Genomic DNA, 14,891 nt, shown 5'->3' with positions numbered 1-14,891 from the left:
GCGGCCCCGCTTACCGATGTTTGTTCCTGGTCAACGTTGGATCTCCACCGCCGAGCCCGAGCTCGGCCTTGGCACCGTGCTTCGCGTCGAGGGACGCGGTGTGCAGGTGCTGTTTGCCAAGGCGGGGGTGCTGCGCCCTTATGCCATCGACTCGGCGCCGCTGGTGCGCGCGGAGTTTCGTCCCGGTCAGCGGGTGGCCGGCAAGGGCATTGCCTTTCTGGTGGAGCGCGTAGAAGTACGCGAGGACCTGCTGGTCTATCGCGGCGAGGGTCGTGAGCTGGAGGAAGGCCAGCTCGACGACGAACAGAGCGTGAGCCAGGCGGATGACCGCCTGATCGGCGGCCGTACCGACCCTGTCGCCCATTTCGAACTGCGCCTGGAAGGTCTCAAGCGCCGCGCCGAGGCGCGTCGCTCGCCGGCCTGGGGCCTGGGTGCCTCGCGCATCGGTCTGGTGCCGCACCAGTTGCGCGTAGCCGGCATCGCCGCCTCGCGCCGGCCGCCCCGCGTGTTGCTGGCGGACGAAGTGGGCCTGGGCAAGACCATCGAGGCCGGCATGATCATCGCCCGCCAGCTGGCCACCGGCCGCGCCGGGCGCGTGCTGGTGCTGCTGCCCGACACCCTGGTGTACCAGTGGTTCGTGGAGCTGCTGCGCCGCTTCAACCTGAGCTTCGCCATCTATGACGAGGAACGCTGCGAGGCGCTGGAACAGTCCGGCGACGGCGCCAACCCGTTCGAGGATGAGCAGCTCGTCATCGCCGATTTCACCTTCCTGGAGCAGTCGCCCAAGCGCGCGCAGCAACTGCTGGACGCCCGCTGGGACCTGCTGGTGGTGGACGAAGCCCATCACCTGGCCTGGACGCCCGAGGCCGCCAGCCCGCGTTATACCCTGGTGGATCGGCTCGCCGCCGCCACGCCGGGCGTGATCCTGCTCACCGCCACGCCGGAACAGCTGGGCCGCAGCGGCCACTTCGCCCGCCTGCGCCTGCTCGACCCACAGCGCTACCACGACCTGGATGTCTACCTGTCCGAGTCGGACCGGTTCCACAACCTGTCGAAGGTTGCCGACCGGCTGCTGGCGAATGAGCCTCTTGATGAGGCGCAGCTCGCCACGCTGCGCGACGCCTTCGCCGGTGATGACGCCCTGCTCGCCCGCCTCGCCGACGCCACCAAGCCGGACAACGCCCGCGAGATTCTCGCCGCACTGATCGACCGCCACGGCACCGGGCGCGCCATGTTCCGCAACCGGCGCGCCAGCATCGGCGGCTTCCCCAAGCGCGTGCCCGTATGGCACCTGATCGACCAGGACACGCTCAGCGAGGACGGCCGCCAGGCATTGCTGGCCGAGTTCCACGCCGACATCCAGCAGCCGCCGCCAGCCATCGAGGTCGACTACGCCAACGATGCGCGCATCGACGCCCTGGTCGCCCTGCTCGAAGCGCATCCACAGGACAAGTTCCTGCTGATCTGCCGCAGCCAGGCCAAGGTGCTTGCACTGGAAGAAGCCCTGCGCACGCGCACGGGCGCGGGCATCGCCCGGTTCCACGAAGGCCTGGGCATCGTGCAGCGCGATCGCAACGCGGCCTATTTCGCGCAGCCCGATGGCGCGCGCCTGCTGCTGTGCTCCGAGATCGGCTCCGAAGGCCGCAACTTCCAGTTCGCGCACCGCCTGGTGTTGTGGGACCTGCCGCTCGATCCAGATCTGCTGGAACAGCGCATTGGCCGTCTGGACCGCATCGGCCAGAAGCACGACATCAGCATCCACATCCTGGCCGTGGCCGACAGCGCGCAACACGTGCTGGCCCGCTGGTACGACGAGGGCATCGACGCGTTCCGCTTCAGCCCTGCCGATGGCCGCGAACTGCTGCGCCGCTTTGGTGACGCCTTGGCACGCCTCGCCGACCAGCACGCGCGCGGCGATGACAACCGCGACCAGGAACTGGACGTATTGCTCGCCGAAACGCGCGGCGCGCACGAGGAAATGGCCGCATTGATCCGCGATGGCCGCGATCACCTGCTCGAACTGGCCTCCAGCCGCGACCTGCACGCCGACGAGCTGCAACAGGCGTTCACGCGTGAGGACAACGACCCGGGCCGCGATGCCTTTATCCAGGGCCTGCTGGAACGCTTCGGCATCCATGCCGAGGAACTGGGCGGCAAGGTGATCCTGCTCGATCCGCAGTACCTGTCCACCGATGCCCTGCCTGGCTTCGCCGAAGGCCCGCAGGCCGTGACGTTCTCGCGCGACGTGGCGCTGGCCCGCGAAGAATTGCCGCTGCTGCGCTTGGATCACCCGATGGTGATGGGCGCACTGGATCTCACGCTATCCAACGAGCAGGGCAACGCCGCCTTCCTCGTCGACGATGCATTGCCGCCGCGCAGCGCGCTGTTGCAGGCCGTGTTCCTGATCGAATGCGTGGCCGATCGCAAGCTGGACGCGGAACGTTTCCTGCCGCCGCAGCCCATCGTGGTGACCATCGACACGCGATTGGCCGAGCGAGCAGATTTCCGTCCCAGCGACATCGCCTTGCGCAAGGCTGCCGATCGCACCATTGAAGTGGCGCGCTACCGCAAGTTCCTCGCCAAGCTGGTGCCGCCGATGCTGGAGAAGGCGGAGGGCATCGCCGCCGAGCGCGCCAAGGTGAACATGACCGAGGCCGTGGCGCAGGCCACCGACGTGCTCGACGCGGAACTATTCCGCCTGTTGGCCTTGCGTTCGGTGAACCCCGCCATCAGCGACACGGAAATCGCCGCCGTCGCCGACGAGCGCACCGCCCTGCTCAAGGCCCTGCCGGAAGCACGCCTGCGGCTGGACGCCGTGCGTTTCGTGGTAAGCCCGGACTTCCTGGCCCTGCGATAAGGGCCAGTCACCGGGCAAGTCATCGCCGGCATGCTCCATGGAAAGGAACTCGACGCAAACTGGTGCACGGCCGAAACCAGTTGGGCATGGCCGTCATGCCCAGCGCGCCTGACGACCTAGGCCACGTCGCCCAATGCAAATTCCACCGCGGCCTGCGCATGCAGCGCCGCCGTATCGAACAGCGGCAAGGGGCTGTCGTCCTGTCGTAGCAGCAGGCCGATTTCCGTGCAGCCGAGGATGACACCTTGCGCACCTTCGGCCTGCGCGGCGGCCACGATGCGGCGGTAGGTATCCCGGGATGTCTCCGTGGTGACGCCCGCGCAAAGCTCCTCGTAGATGATGCGATGCACCTGCGCCCTGTCCTGCTCGCCTGGCAGCAGGCAATGCACGCCGTGCTTTTCGCGCAGGCGCGAGCGATAGAAGTCTTCGTTCATCGTGAAAGCCGTACCCAGCAGCAGCACGTTGTCCATGCCTTGTCGCCGAATGGCGGCACCGGTGGGATCAGCAATATGGAGGAAGGGCAGATCGGTGGCCACCGTGATGGCCGCGGCCACCTTGTGCATAGTGTTCGTCGCCAGGACGATGCATTCGGCACCACCCGCTTCCAACCGCCTTGCCGATGCGGCAAGCGCCTCGCCTGCGGCATCCCAGTCGCCTTCGCGTTGCCAGTGGGCAATCTGGCTGAAATCCAGGCTATCGAGCAGAAGCCTTGCGGAATGGAGCGGACCGCAGCGATCCCGGACGCCACGATTGATCCACTGGTAATACAGCGCGCTGGATTCCCAGCTCATGCCGCCAATGACGCCGATGGTGCGCATGCGAATTTCCTTGATCGCGGACTGAGCAGATCCCTGCGAGTCTACCTTCGCGTCAATCCGTTGCACTTACCCGACGATCACGCCCCTTCGGCAACAGGCGGCTCCATGCGCAACATGCGCTGGTGAACACCGCAAAGGTGATACGCGATGCTCAGCAGGAAAATCCACGCCGCGCCCACGTAAAGCGCCACGCGCGTCTCCGAGTTCACGCCCAGCATCACCACCACGAAACCGAAGAACGCCAGGCACACGATGCCGCTGAATGGCCACCAGCGCAGGCGAAAGCCCGACGGCGCCTCGCCCCTCTCACGCAACTGCCGGCGAAAGCTGTAGTGGGCCAGCAGCACCATCGTCCATGTCCACACCGTGTTGAACGACAAGATGGACATCATCATGCCGAACACCTTGGCCGGCAGCAGGTAGTTCAGCAGCACCGCCAGCAGCAGCACCGCCAGCGTCGCCAGAATGGCGCGCACCGGCACGCCCTGCCCGTTCACCTGGCCCAGTGCCGCCGGCGCCTGCCCCTTGCAGGCCAGGCTGTAGAGCATGCGGCTGCCGCTGAAGGTGGTGCTGTTGAAACCGGACAATGCTGCCGTAATCACCACGAAGTTGATCAGGCCCGCCGCCTGCGGAATGCCCAGCTTGGCGAAGGTGGTGACGAAGGGGCTGCCGTGCTCGCCCAGTCCCGTCCACGGGTAGATCGCCATGATCACGAACAGCGCGCCGACGTAGAAGATCAGGATGCGCCACAGCACCGAGTTCACCGCCCGCGGGATGGTGCGCTCCGGCTGCGCCGCCTCGCCCGCCGCGATGCCCACGGTTTCCACGCCGCCAAAGGAGAACACCACCACGGGCAATGCCATCACCATGCCGAGCACGCCATGCGGAAACCAGCCGCCCTGCGACCACAGGTTGGACAACCCCGTCGGCTGGCCGCCATTGCCCCAACCCAGGAAGATGATGGCCAGGCCGCCGGCGATCATCGCCAGCACCGTGACCACCTTGATCAGGGTGAACCAGAATTCCATCTCGCCATAGATCTTCACGGTGAGCAGGTTCAGGCCGCCGATCATCACCACGCTGGCCAGCACCCAGATCCAGCGTGGCCAATCGGGGAACCACGTCTGCATGTAGGCGCCGACGGCGGTGGCCTCGGCCATGCCCACACCCACCATCAGCAGCCAGTAGTTCCAGCCGGTGGCGTATCCCGCGAACGGACCCAGGTAACGCTGCGCGTAGACGGCGAAGGAGCCGGGCACCGGGGCGCGCACGGTCATCTCGCCCAGCGCGCGCATGATGATGAAGATCATCACGCCGCCCACCATATAGGCGAACAGCACGGACGGGCCGGCCAGCTTGATCGCATCGGCCGAGCCCAGGAACAGGCCGGCGCCGATGGCCATGCCAAGCGCCATGAAGGTGATATGGCGCGGCGTCAGGCGGCGCTGGAGATGCTGGGTCATGGGAAACGGCCGAGAAGCGGAACGATCAGCGCCAGAGGCGACGCTGCGGCTTGATGGGGAGCTTGCCCCGCCAGTACTGGATCAGGATAAAACCACCCAGCATGCCGCCCAGATGGGCGAAGTGCGCGATGCCCGCCTGCGTGCCGGTCACGCCCATGTAGAGCTCCGCCAGCGCGTAGAGGGTGACGAACAGCCAGGCGGAGATCGGAATGGGCAGGAAGATCAGCATCATCTTCTCGTGCGGGAACAGCATGCCGAACGCCAGCAGGATGCCGAAGATGGCGCCCGAGGCGCCTAGCGTCGGGTAGAACCCGCCGGTGAACCAGTTCACCACCACCAGCTGCGCCAGCGCCGCAACGAGCAGGCAGACGAAGTAATAGAGAACGAAATTGCGCGCACCGAACACGCGCTCGATCTGGCCACCGAACATGAACAAGGCCAGCATGTTCGAGAACAGGTGCAAGGTGCTGCCGTGCATGAAGGCGTAGGTCACCAGCTGCCAAGGGCGGAAACCCACCGAGACCAGCCCGTTGGCGCCCTGCGCCACCTGGTCCGGGCCCCATGGCCACAAGGCGAAGTAGGTCAACAGCGTTTCGCCCATGAACTGCTGCAGCAGGAACACCGCCACGTTGGCGATCAACAGGTTACGGGTGACGGGAGGCAGGTCGAACGGCATGTCGGGCGCTATTCCACGAAGCGAATCCCGCCAAGCGTAGCTGCACCGGCCCCACGCCGCCACGCTTGGTTGCGGGTACGCCCGGCCGGCCACTGCGCGGACGCAGGCAGAACGATTCGCTGATCCTGGTCCATGGCACGCACTACGCCACGGCCTACGGAACACCTTCAGCGACCTCAACCCGCTCCTGCTTGTTGGATTCGAGCACATCGAAGTGCCGAAGGAAGACGCGTCGACGGCGCATGGCGAATGCCACTGCGGGCATGATCAACATCGCCAGAACCACCAGCGCGAGAAGGTCGTTTCGTGGCGCTTGGCATGCACGACAGGTTCCGGTCAGCAAGCGCATTTTTTTGCGTCCGCAGCGCACCAAAAGCTCTCTCTTGCGATACGCGTTCCGCCGCCATGGACACGCTAGAGTAAGTCACCGACTTGCCTTTCTCCTGCCATGCGTTACCCGTGGTTCCTCACTCTGCTGAGCCTCGCGCTATGCGCTTGCCAGCATCATCAAACGAATGCCGGCAACGATGGCGATGCAGGCGCATGGCCTTCGTACAACGATTTTTCGCCCGGCATCGTGGTGGACGACATCGCGCAGCACATGAAGGTGCTTTCTTCCGACACGTTGCTGGGGCGCACGGTGGGCGGCGCGTCCGAACAACGCACCATCGACTACATCATCCAGCAGTACAAGCGCATCGGACTGGAACCCGGCAACGACGGCCGCTGGCTGCAGACGGTGCCGTACGTATCGGCGACCCTGCTGCATGCCGACGAGACCACGCTCGACGTGCACAGCGAGAGCGGCTCGACCACGCTCGCGTTCGGCCAGGACGTGGTGGTCGGCACGCTGGACGAGCAGGCGCACAGCGCCTTCACGGCATCGCCCGTGGTTTTCGTGGGCTACGGCATCGATGCGCCGGGCGAGCACTGGAACGATTACGCCGATGCGGACGTCAAGGGCAAGACGGTCATCATCCTGGTGAACGATCCCGGCTGGGCCAACCAGGATCCCGCGCTATTCCACGGCCGCGAATACACCTATTTCGGACGCTGGAACTACAAGTTCGAAGAGGCCGCGCGCGAAGGCGCTGCCGCGGCCTTCATCGTGCACGACACCCAGGCGGCGGGCTACGGCTGGGACTCGGTGCGCACGAGCTGGAGCGGTGCGCGGCTCGATCTCCCCAAGCGCGAGGAAGGCACGCCGCGCCTACCCGTCGCCGGCTGGCTGACCACCGATGCGGCGCGACGCCTCTTCGCACAGGCCGGCGCCGACTTCGATGCACTCAAGCGACAGGCCGGCCAGCGCGGCTTTACTGCTGTGCCGCTGCACGCCACGCTCGACACGCGCTTTGATAGCAGCATCGCGCACGGGGAATCGCACAATGTGGTGGCGCGGATCACCGGCTCGCGACGTCCCGACGAAACCATCGTCTACTCCGCGCACTGGGATCACATCCCCGCGCCGGGCGAACCGCCGCACGGCACCGTCGACAACGCCACCGGCATCGCCGGCCTGCTGGAGATCGCCGAAGCCTTTGCCCACCGCGCACCGAAATCGCATCGCACGGTGCTCTTCATCGCCACCACGCTGGACGAGAACGGCCTGATCGGTTCGCGCTACTACGTGCAGCATCCGCTGGTGCCGCTGGCCCATACCGTGGCCGACATCAACCTGGACATGCTGCCGGTGAACGGTCCGGCCAGCGCGCTGGCCGTGATCGGCTTCGGGCAATCGCAGCTGGACGACTATCTGGCGGACGCGGCACACGCGCAGCGCCGACGCGTGACCGCCGACGTCGCACCGGAAAAAGGCTTCTTCTTCCGCTCCGACCAGTTGAGCTTTGCGCGCGCCGGCGTGCCCGTGCTCTATGCGCGCTCGGCGGCCACGCAACCGGACGCGGCCCCCAGCGCTGGCGACACCATCGCCGCGCACGGCAGATACGATCCCGACTGGGATCTCAGCGGCACCGTCGAAGACGTCCGCGCCCTCTTCATGGTGGGCAGCCGGCTGTCGATGGAAGACACCTTCCCGCAGTGGAAACCGGGCAGCGATTACCACCGCCCGGAGAGCATGCGGGGGCTGTAAGAGCCTGTTCAATTCTCACATGAGAGCGCATTTCTCGCGCGTCATTCCGGCGCAGGCCGGAATCCAGTAGCGAAAGTGACCGGTTATCGCGTGACGTCAAAACATGGAGTCGTCTGCGAAAACCGCGCCATGAAGCCACTGGATTCCGGCCTGCGCCGGAATGACGGCGAGGGAACGGGCGTTGCTCAGAAGATCTGAACAGGCGCCAAGAGCCTCAAGCGATACGCATCGCCGGCTGCAGGATTTCGATCCAGTAGTCGTCCGGGTCGCGGATAAAGGCGATGTGCTTCATCCGCCCGTCGGTCAGCCGCTTCTGGAAGGTCACGCCCATCGCCTCGAAACGGGCGCAGGCCTCTTTCACGTTGGGCACGGACACGCACAGATGGCCAAAACCACGCGGCTCGGCGTTGCCGTGGTGATAGTGGAACGCATCGTCATGCTCGGTGCCGTGGTTGTGCGTCAGCTCCAGCACGCCCGGCTGGCCGAGCACCCACTGCAGGCGGGCGGCATCGTCATCGGGAATGACGCTGCGGTCCGCGACCAGCACCAGATACACGATGGTGAACGCCGCCTCGTCGAAATCCTGGCGATGCACCGGGGTGAAACCCAGCACGCGCGTGTAGAAATCCAGCGAGCGAGCCAGATCCTTCACGCGGATCATGGTGTGGTTGAACACGTAGCCTTGGGTGGCGGGTTCGGGTGCCTGGACGCCCGGCATGTCGAGCAATGAGGAGAGCGACATCTATTTCGATTCCATGAAAACGATTTCTCAACATGGGGTTCATCCCCCACCAGGCAAGCCTTCCATTGGAATAACGCATCCCGCCCTAGAATGAGCCCATGAACGCCGCGCCACGCCACGCCCTGCTTGCCGGAGCCACCGGGTTGACCGGGCAGAAGCTGCTCGCGTTGCTGCTTGCCGACGAAACCGTCGCGCAGGTGCTCGCGCCGACGCGCCATGCCTTGCCCGCGCATCCCAAGCTCAGCAATCCCGTCGGCATGGTCAGCCATCTGATCGCCCAACTGCACGGGCAGGTCGATACGGTGTTCTGCTGCCTGGGCACCACCATCAGGCAAGCCGGCTCGCGCGAAGCGTTCCGTATGGTGGACTACGACCTGCCGGTATCGCTCGGCCGGCACGCACGCGCACTCGGCGCCAATCACTATCTGGTGATCAGCGCGCTGGGGGCCGATCCCGCATCGCGCCTGTTCTACAACCGCACCAAGGGCGAGTTGGAACTGGCCCTGCAGAAACAGGAATGGCCGCGCCTGACCATCGTGAGGCCCTCGTTGCTGCTTGGCGCTCGCCACAAGCCACGCATGGGCGAGATGCTGGCCGCCCCCTTCTCCCGCATCCTGCCGGGACGCTGGCGTGGCATCGAGGCCGGCACCGTGGCGAACGCCATGTGGCGGCTCGCGCGGGCGCCTGGCAACGGTTTGCGCATCGTGGAGTCGGACGAGCTCCAGCAACTGGGCGAATAAGCCCGCGCACAAAAAAAGGCCGCCCCGAGGGCGGCCTTTGACTGACGGTGACGTCCAAATCAGCTGCGGGCGAGTGCGCCCGGGCGCTTGGCGCCAGCGAAACGCTGGGCCCAGTACGACTCGTCCAGGCTGTCCACGCGCACAGTCTTGCCGCGCGAGGGCGAGTGGATGAACTGGCCGTTGGCGATATAGATGCCCACATGGGAAATGCGGCCCTGGCCGCGCTTGCCTGCGGTGCGGAAGAAGACGAGGTCGCCCGGCTTCATGTCGCCGCGGTTGACCTTCAGGCCAGCCAGGAACTGCGAAGCGGAGTTGGTCGGCAGCTCGAGGCCGACGGCATGGGCGAACACGTAGCGGACGAAGCCGCTGCAATCGAAACCGGTGGAGGGATCGCGCCCGCCGCGCACGTAACGGATGTCACGCAGCTGCATGGCCAGGCTGATCAGGGTCTTGCGCAGATCGGACGTGTCGTTGGCGAGGGCGGCAACGGCATTGTTGGAGACGCCGGAGTTCGGCATGTCCGCGCTGTCGGCGTCATCGTCATCGCCCCAGCCAGCCGATTTGTCGGCGGCGGCGGCCTTGGCAACGGCGGGGGCGGCGGACTGGGCAAGCATCGCTGCCGGCGAGAACACGGCCAGCTGGCCCATCAGGTTCGGTGCGACGGTGGAAGAAGCAGGCGTGGTGGCCGGGGTGGTCAGCGGTTCAGCGAAGAGCGGAAGGGACGTGAGCAGTGCACCAGCAAGCGCAGCAGCGGCGAAAATTCGCTTCGTTGGCATGTGGGACAAATCCCTTTGCGGTTCGTTAGTTACGCCGCCGTTACATGAGGCGGGCCGTGATGGAGCCGTGAACTTAGCAAAGGGATTCGTGAAGTTTGTTCGGATGGGGTTAACTGAACTCCGTCGTTTCGGAAACTGGCACAGCCTATGCATTCCACATAAGCGATTGATTTTCAATGGAATAGTGTTGCAAATTGGTTACATATTGATCAATTAGTGAACTAATTATTCAATTCGGTTCCGCATGTTTGAGATGTGTCTCACACCAAAAATGGCCGTGCCCACCCGTACTTCGGTCGCTCCCTCGGCGATGGCGAGGGGGAAATCCCCGCTCATGCCCATGGAAAGACGGGGCAATTCATGGCCCCGGCCCTGCTCCGCGTCGCGAAGCTGGCGCAACTGGCGGAAACAGGCGCGCACGGCTGCCGGATCGTCCGATTGCACGGCCAGCGTCATCAGGCCGCGCACACGCAGGCGGTCGTAGCCGCGCAGCGCATCCAGAAAGGCAGGCAAGCCTTCGGGCGCAAGGCCGTGCTTGCTTTCCTCCGGCGAGGTCTTGACCTCGATGAGCACGTCGATGGCGCGGTCCTCGATCTCCAGCCGCCGCTGCAGGGCCTCGGCCAGATCCAGGCGATCGAGCGACTGCACTTCGCTGGCCAACCGCGCCACGTCCTTCGCCTTGTTGGTCTGCAGGTGCCCGATCACCACCCACTCGATGCCCTCGCCCGCCAGCGCCTCCGATTTGCTGCGAATCTCCTGCACCTTGTTCTCGCCGAAGCGGCGCAGGCCCAGCCCCATGGCGGCCCGCACCACGTCGGGGCCGAAGGTCTTGCTGACCGGGAGAATCGACACCTCGCCCGGATCGCGCCCCGCGGCGCGGCATGCCTCATCCACGCGTTGGCGCACCGATGCCCAGTTCGCGGCGAGATAGGAGAAGTCGTTGGAGGAATCGGTCATCGCTGGCAAACCCTGCATGCACGCCCGGGCATCAGGCCAGTCGATACCGGCGCCCGGCGCGGGCGGATAGGCGTCGCCCCGGCGCTTGGCCGGAGCGACGATCACGTTCAGGCCTTGGCGCCCTGTTCGAAATGGCGGGCCACCACGTCGGCCACCACCATCGACACCTTCTTGCCGGTGGGAATGTGCAGGAACTCGTTCGGACCATGCGCATTGGAATGCGGGCCCAGCACGCCGGTGATCAGGAACTGCGCCTTGGGGAATTTCTCGCCCAGCATGCCCATGAAGGGAATGCTGCCGCCTTCGCCCATGTAGGCCGCCGGCGCGCCGAAATAGGTTTCCGACGCCTTGGCCACGGCCTCTTCCAGCCACGGTGACAGCTGCGGGGCGTTCCAGCCGCTGCCGTCCTTCTCCAGCTTGAAGGTGACCTTGGCGCCGTACGGCGGGTCCTTCTCCAGCAACTGCTTGAGGAACTGGCCGGCCTTGGCGCCGTTGAGCGTGGGCGGCACGCGCAGGCTCAGCTTCACCGAGGTCTTGGGACGCAGCACGTTGCCGGCGCTTTCCAGCGGCGGCATGCCGTCCACGCCGGTGACCGCCAGCTGCGGGCGCCAGGTGCGGTTGAGCACGAGTTCGGTGAGGTCCTCGGTGACCGGATGCATGCCTTCGACGAACGGGAACTTGTCGTACACCGCCGTGCCCAGCACCTGGGCGGACTTCTTCGCCTGCTCGATGCGCTGCGGCGGGATATCGACGTAGAGCTCCTTCGGCTTGATCGTGCCGGTTTCCTGGTCTTCCAGGCGGCTCAGCAGTTCGCGCAGGATGCGGAAGCTCGACGGCACCACGCCGGAGGCGTCGCCCGAATGCACGCCCTCTTCCAGCACCTGCACGGTGAGTTCGCCACCGGTCATGCCGCGCAGCGAGGTGGTGAGCCACAGCTGGTCGTAGTTGCCGCAACCGGAATCCAGGCACACCACCAGCGAGGGGTTGCCGATGCGATCGGCCAGGTGATCGACGTAGTACGGCAGGTCGTAGCTGCCCGATTCCTCGCAGGCCTCGATCAGCACGACGCAACGCGCGTGCGGCACGCCCTGCTCATGCAGCGCGAGCAGCGCGGCGAGCGAGCCGAAGATCGCATAGCCGTCGTCCGCGCCGCCGCGGCCGTAGAGCTTGTCGCCCTTGATCACCGGCGTCCACGGGCCCAGGCCGTCGGCCCAACCGGTCATTTCCGGCTGCTTGTCGAGGTGGCCGTAGAGCACCACGGTGTCGTCGCCCGTGCCCGGCACCTCGATATAGATGAGCGGCGTGCGGCCTTCCAGGCGCACCACTTCGAGCGTGGCGCCGGGCAGCGACGACAGCTTGCTGCGCGCCCAGGTCTCCATCAGCTTTACCGCGGCATCCATGTAGCCGTGTTCCACCCACTTGGGATCGAACATGGGCGACTTGTTGGGAATGCGGATGTACTCGACCAGCTGCGGCACGATCTCGTCATCCCACAGTCCGCTGATGAAACGGTTGAGGCGGGCGGTATCCATGGGGTGACTCCTGCAGCGTGGGAAAAGACCGTCATTGTATCAGCCCCCGGCGAGCGCTCCCGTAAGGACGCCCACGCCACCGCAGGCAGAAATCGCCATGCGCGCTTCCCTCTCGCCGACAGTTTTTGGCGCGACGCCCAGGCACAGTTTCCGGGCGGCCAAAAGGAGGCCGCGTCCATCGAGGGAGGATTCACCATGATCAAGCAAATCGCGGCCACGCTGCTGGCTTTCGTCTTGGCCTGGCCGGTCTTTGCGGCCACGCCCGTCAACGTCAACAAGGCCGATGCGGCCACGCTCGCCAGTTCGCTGGATGGCATCGGCCCGACCAAGGCGGCGGCCATCGTGGCGTACCGGGAGGAGCACGGCCCGTTCAAGAGCGCCGACGACCTGACCCACGTGAAGGGCATCGGCCCGGCCACGCTGGAACGCAACCGCAGCGCCATCCTGCTGGGCGACGGCGATACCCCGGTAAAGCCCGCCGTCAGCGCGCCCGCGCCGGCCAAGGCAGGCGCCAAGCCGGCCAAGTCCGCCAGCCAATAACCAAACCCATCAACCACTTGCGTTCAAGAATAGACGCCGGCGAGGGATGGAAACCCTCGCCGGATGCGCCTACACTCGGCCGCCTTGCCATCGGTTAGGGCTGCCATGATTGTTCCGCGTTACCGCATAGCCGCGTCGAACATCGCTGGTGCGGGTCAGGGGTTGTTTCTGCTTGAAGATGTCGCCGCCGGGCAGATCGTGACGGCGCCGGACGCCATTGACCGCACGTATCGCTACGACGAGCTCACCGGCTCGCCGGAGCTGTCGGCGCAGCTTTATGCCAGCGCCCGCTGGTTCGAGGACCGCTACACCGTGTCCCCGGACTGGCCGGACGAGTGCTACATCAACCACAGCTTTGCGCCCACGGGGCTGTGGCACCTGGGTTTCGTGTTCGCCGCGCGCGATTTGCCGGCCGGCACGGAAATGACGGTGGATTACCGCCACCTGTTGCCTCCGGGCGAGGAAGAGGCCTTTGTCGACGCCGCCACCGGGCAGCGCATCGTGGGCCTGCCATGGATCGAAAGCCTTCGGACGAGCACGCACGCCCTGGCGAGCCTGCTCGATGGCACCCGACTTGCTTGCTGAAGATCATGATCGACATACCCATCATTGAAACCGCGCGCCTGCGCCTGACCGCTCTCGCCGAGCGCCACTTCGACGACTACGCCGCCATGCTGGCCGACCCGGCCAGTACGCGCTGGATCGGCGATGGCCAGCCGCTGGATCGCACCAACGCATGGCGTTCGCTCGCCATGCTGATCGGCCACTGGCAACTGCGCGGCTACGGCATGTGGGCGCTGGAACTGAAGGACACCGGCGAATTCATCGGCCGCGCCGGCCTGATGTGCCCCGAAGGTTGGCCGGACCTGGAACTGGGCTGGATGCTCAAGCCGGAGTTCCGCCACCACGGCTATGCCACCGAAGCGGGCAGCGCCATCCTCGAGTTCGCCTGGCACACCATCGGCGCGCCGCGCGTGATCAGCCTGGTGCGCATCGGCAACGAAGCGTCCGACCGCGTGGCCGAACGCCTCGGCGGCGAGCACATCGAGGACATGGATTTCTTTGGCGCGCACAACCATGTGTTCGCCTACTACCCGCCCTGTCCCGAGAAGCGTCGCGCCTGGGCATGAACGAGCTCAGCCGCCTGCCGACCGAGCACCTGCAGGGCCCGCCCCGGCCCGAAGGCACGGTTTATGTCACGCCTATTGCCAGTGGACCGGACGATGAGGCGTGGCAGTGGCAGATGACCATGGTCGACCTGGACCAGGAAGCCGAATTCCCGGCGCATGATGACCTTCGGCGGCAGTTCGTGCCGCTCGACGCCGCCGTCGACATCGCTTTTCCCGACGGACGCACGCAGCATCTTTCGCGTTTCCAGATCGCCGAATTCCATCGCGCCAACGCGCCGCGCACCTGCGTGCCCAGCGACCGCACGCGCACCTTCAATCTCAAGTTGCGCGGCGACGCGCAAGGCGAACTGATGGCCCGCCCGCTCAACGGCACCATGGTTCTGCTGGCGCCGTCGGGCTGGCGCTGGTTCGTGCTGCTGCTGTCCGGACAAGCCAGCGTGATCGCCGATCACCGCTCCCAACAGCTGGAAGCCAACGACATGCTGTGGATCGATCCGGCGCCCGGCCATCCGATCCGCATCGAAGGCGGCGGCGAAATCGTACTGGTCCGTCTTCCCGCGATCTGAGCGGA

14 protein-coding genes are annotated in these 14,891 nt (G+C 65.8%); 7 read left to right on the top strand and 7 right to left on the bottom strand.

Annotation, left to right across the window (positions count from 1 at the left end; translation table 11 throughout):
- Positions 1–16 precede the first annotated feature (16 nt).
- Complete coding sequence (gene rapA, locus BDW41_RS12475) at positions 17–2,857, top strand: RNA polymerase-associated protein RapA (protein ID WP_074547733.1); 2,841 nt, start codon at positions 17–19, stop codon at positions 2,855–2,857.
- A 116-nt stretch (positions 2,858–2,973) separates the two neighbouring features.
- On the opposite strand, the gene BDW41_RS12470 is transcribed toward rapA, so the two are convergent.
- The 3 genes from BDW41_RS12470 to BDW41_RS12460 all read right to left on the bottom strand — a co-directional run bounded on the left by BDW41_RS12470 (position 2,974) and on the right by BDW41_RS12460 (position 5,814).
- Positions 2,974–3,675, bottom strand: coding sequence for an aspartate/glutamate racemase family protein (locus BDW41_RS12470; RefSeq protein WP_074547734.1), 702 nt, complete (start codon positions 3,673–3,675; stop codon positions 2,974–2,976).
- Between the two features lie 77 nt (positions 3,676–3,752).
- Positions 3,753–5,138 (bottom strand): amino acid permease, encoded by a 1,386-nt coding sequence (locus BDW41_RS12465; RefSeq protein WP_074547735.1) that lies wholly within the window; start codon positions 5,136–5,138, stop codon positions 3,753–3,755.
- 25 nt (positions 5,139–5,163) lie between these two features.
- Positions 5,164–5,814 (bottom strand): rhomboid family intramembrane serine protease, encoded by a 651-nt coding sequence (locus tag BDW41_RS12460; protein ID WP_074547736.1) that lies wholly within the window; start codon positions 5,812–5,814, stop codon positions 5,164–5,166.
- 448 nt (positions 5,815–6,262) lie between these two features.
- Between BDW41_RS12460 and BDW41_RS12455 the strand changes: the two genes are divergently transcribed.
- A complete protein-coding gene (locus BDW41_RS12455) occupies positions 6,263–7,903 on the top strand; it encodes a M28 family peptidase (protein WP_074547737.1) in 1,641 nt (546 codons plus the stop codon).
- Between the two features lie 214 nt (positions 7,904–8,117).
- Here BDW41_RS12455 and gloA read toward each other — a convergent pair whose 3' ends face one another.
- Positions 8,118–8,645 carry a lactoylglutathione lyase gene (gene gloA, locus BDW41_RS12450; RefSeq protein WP_074547738.1) on the bottom strand — a complete coding sequence of 176 codons (528 nt, stop codon included), beginning with the start codon at positions 8,643–8,645 and terminating at the stop codon, positions 8,118–8,120.
- Between the two features lie 98 nt (positions 8,646–8,743).
- Here gloA and BDW41_RS12445 point away from each other — a divergent pair, with 98 nt between their 5' ends.
- Complete coding sequence (locus BDW41_RS12445; RefSeq protein ID WP_074547739.1) at positions 8,744–9,385, top strand: NAD(P)H-binding protein; 642 nt, start codon at positions 8,744–8,746, stop codon at positions 9,383–9,385.
- A 59-nt stretch (positions 9,386–9,444) separates the two neighbouring features.
- Here BDW41_RS12445 and BDW41_RS12440 read toward each other — a convergent pair whose 3' ends face one another.
- The 3 genes from BDW41_RS12440 to BDW41_RS12430 form a co-directional block, all read right to left on the bottom strand.
- Complete coding sequence (locus BDW41_RS12440) at positions 9,445–10,161, bottom strand: C40 family peptidase (RefSeq protein WP_074547740.1); 717 nt, start codon at positions 10,159–10,161, stop codon at positions 9,445–9,447.
- 225 nt (positions 10,162–10,386) lie between these two features.
- The gene (locus BDW41_RS12435; RefSeq protein WP_074548005.1) at positions 10,387–11,118 is read right to left on the bottom strand and encodes a YggS family pyridoxal phosphate-dependent enzyme; all 732 of its coding nucleotides are present in this window, start codon (positions 11,116–11,118) and stop codon (positions 10,387–10,389) included.
- Positions 11,119–11,225: 107 nt separating this feature from the next.
- Complete coding sequence (locus tag BDW41_RS12430) at positions 11,226–12,650, bottom strand: M20 family metallopeptidase (protein WP_074547741.1); 1,425 nt, start codon at positions 12,648–12,650, stop codon at positions 11,226–11,228.
- 195 nt (positions 12,651–12,845) lie between these two features.
- On the opposite strand from BDW41_RS12430, the gene BDW41_RS12425 reads away from it, so the two are divergent.
- The 4 genes from BDW41_RS12425 (at position 12,846) to BDW41_RS12410 (ending at position 14,886) form a co-directional block, all read left to right on the top strand.
- On the top strand, positions 12,846–13,190 hold the full coding sequence (locus tag BDW41_RS12425) for a helix-hairpin-helix domain-containing protein (RefSeq protein WP_074547742.1): 345 nt from the start codon (positions 12,846–12,848) through the stop codon (positions 13,188–13,190).
- A 105-nt stretch (positions 13,191–13,295) separates the two neighbouring features.
- Positions 13,296–13,775 carry an SET domain-containing protein gene (locus BDW41_RS12420; RefSeq protein ID WP_074547743.1) on the top strand — a complete coding sequence of 160 codons (480 nt, stop codon included), beginning with the start codon at positions 13,296–13,298 and terminating at the stop codon, positions 13,773–13,775.
- Between the two features lie 5 nt (positions 13,776–13,780).
- Positions 13,781–14,320: a GNAT family N-acetyltransferase gene (locus BDW41_RS12415; RefSeq protein WP_074548008.1), complete on the top strand. Its 540-nt coding sequence runs from the start codon at positions 13,781–13,783 to the stop codon at positions 14,318–14,320.
- Entirely contained in the window at positions 14,317–14,886 is a 570-nt protein-coding gene (locus tag BDW41_RS12410) for a HutD family protein (protein WP_074547744.1), read from the top strand. Before BDW41_RS12415 ends, BDW41_RS12410 begins: the two co-directional genes overlap by 4 nt.
- The last annotated feature ends 5 nt before the right edge of the window (positions 14,887–14,891 follow it).

Source organism: Dyella sp. AtDHG13 (genome assembly GCF_003201105.1).
Lineage (GTDB): Bacteria > Pseudomonadota > Gammaproteobacteria > Xanthomonadales > Rhodanobacteraceae > Dyella > Dyella jiangningensis_B.
This window is presented reverse-complemented; position numbering and strand designations above follow the sequence as displayed.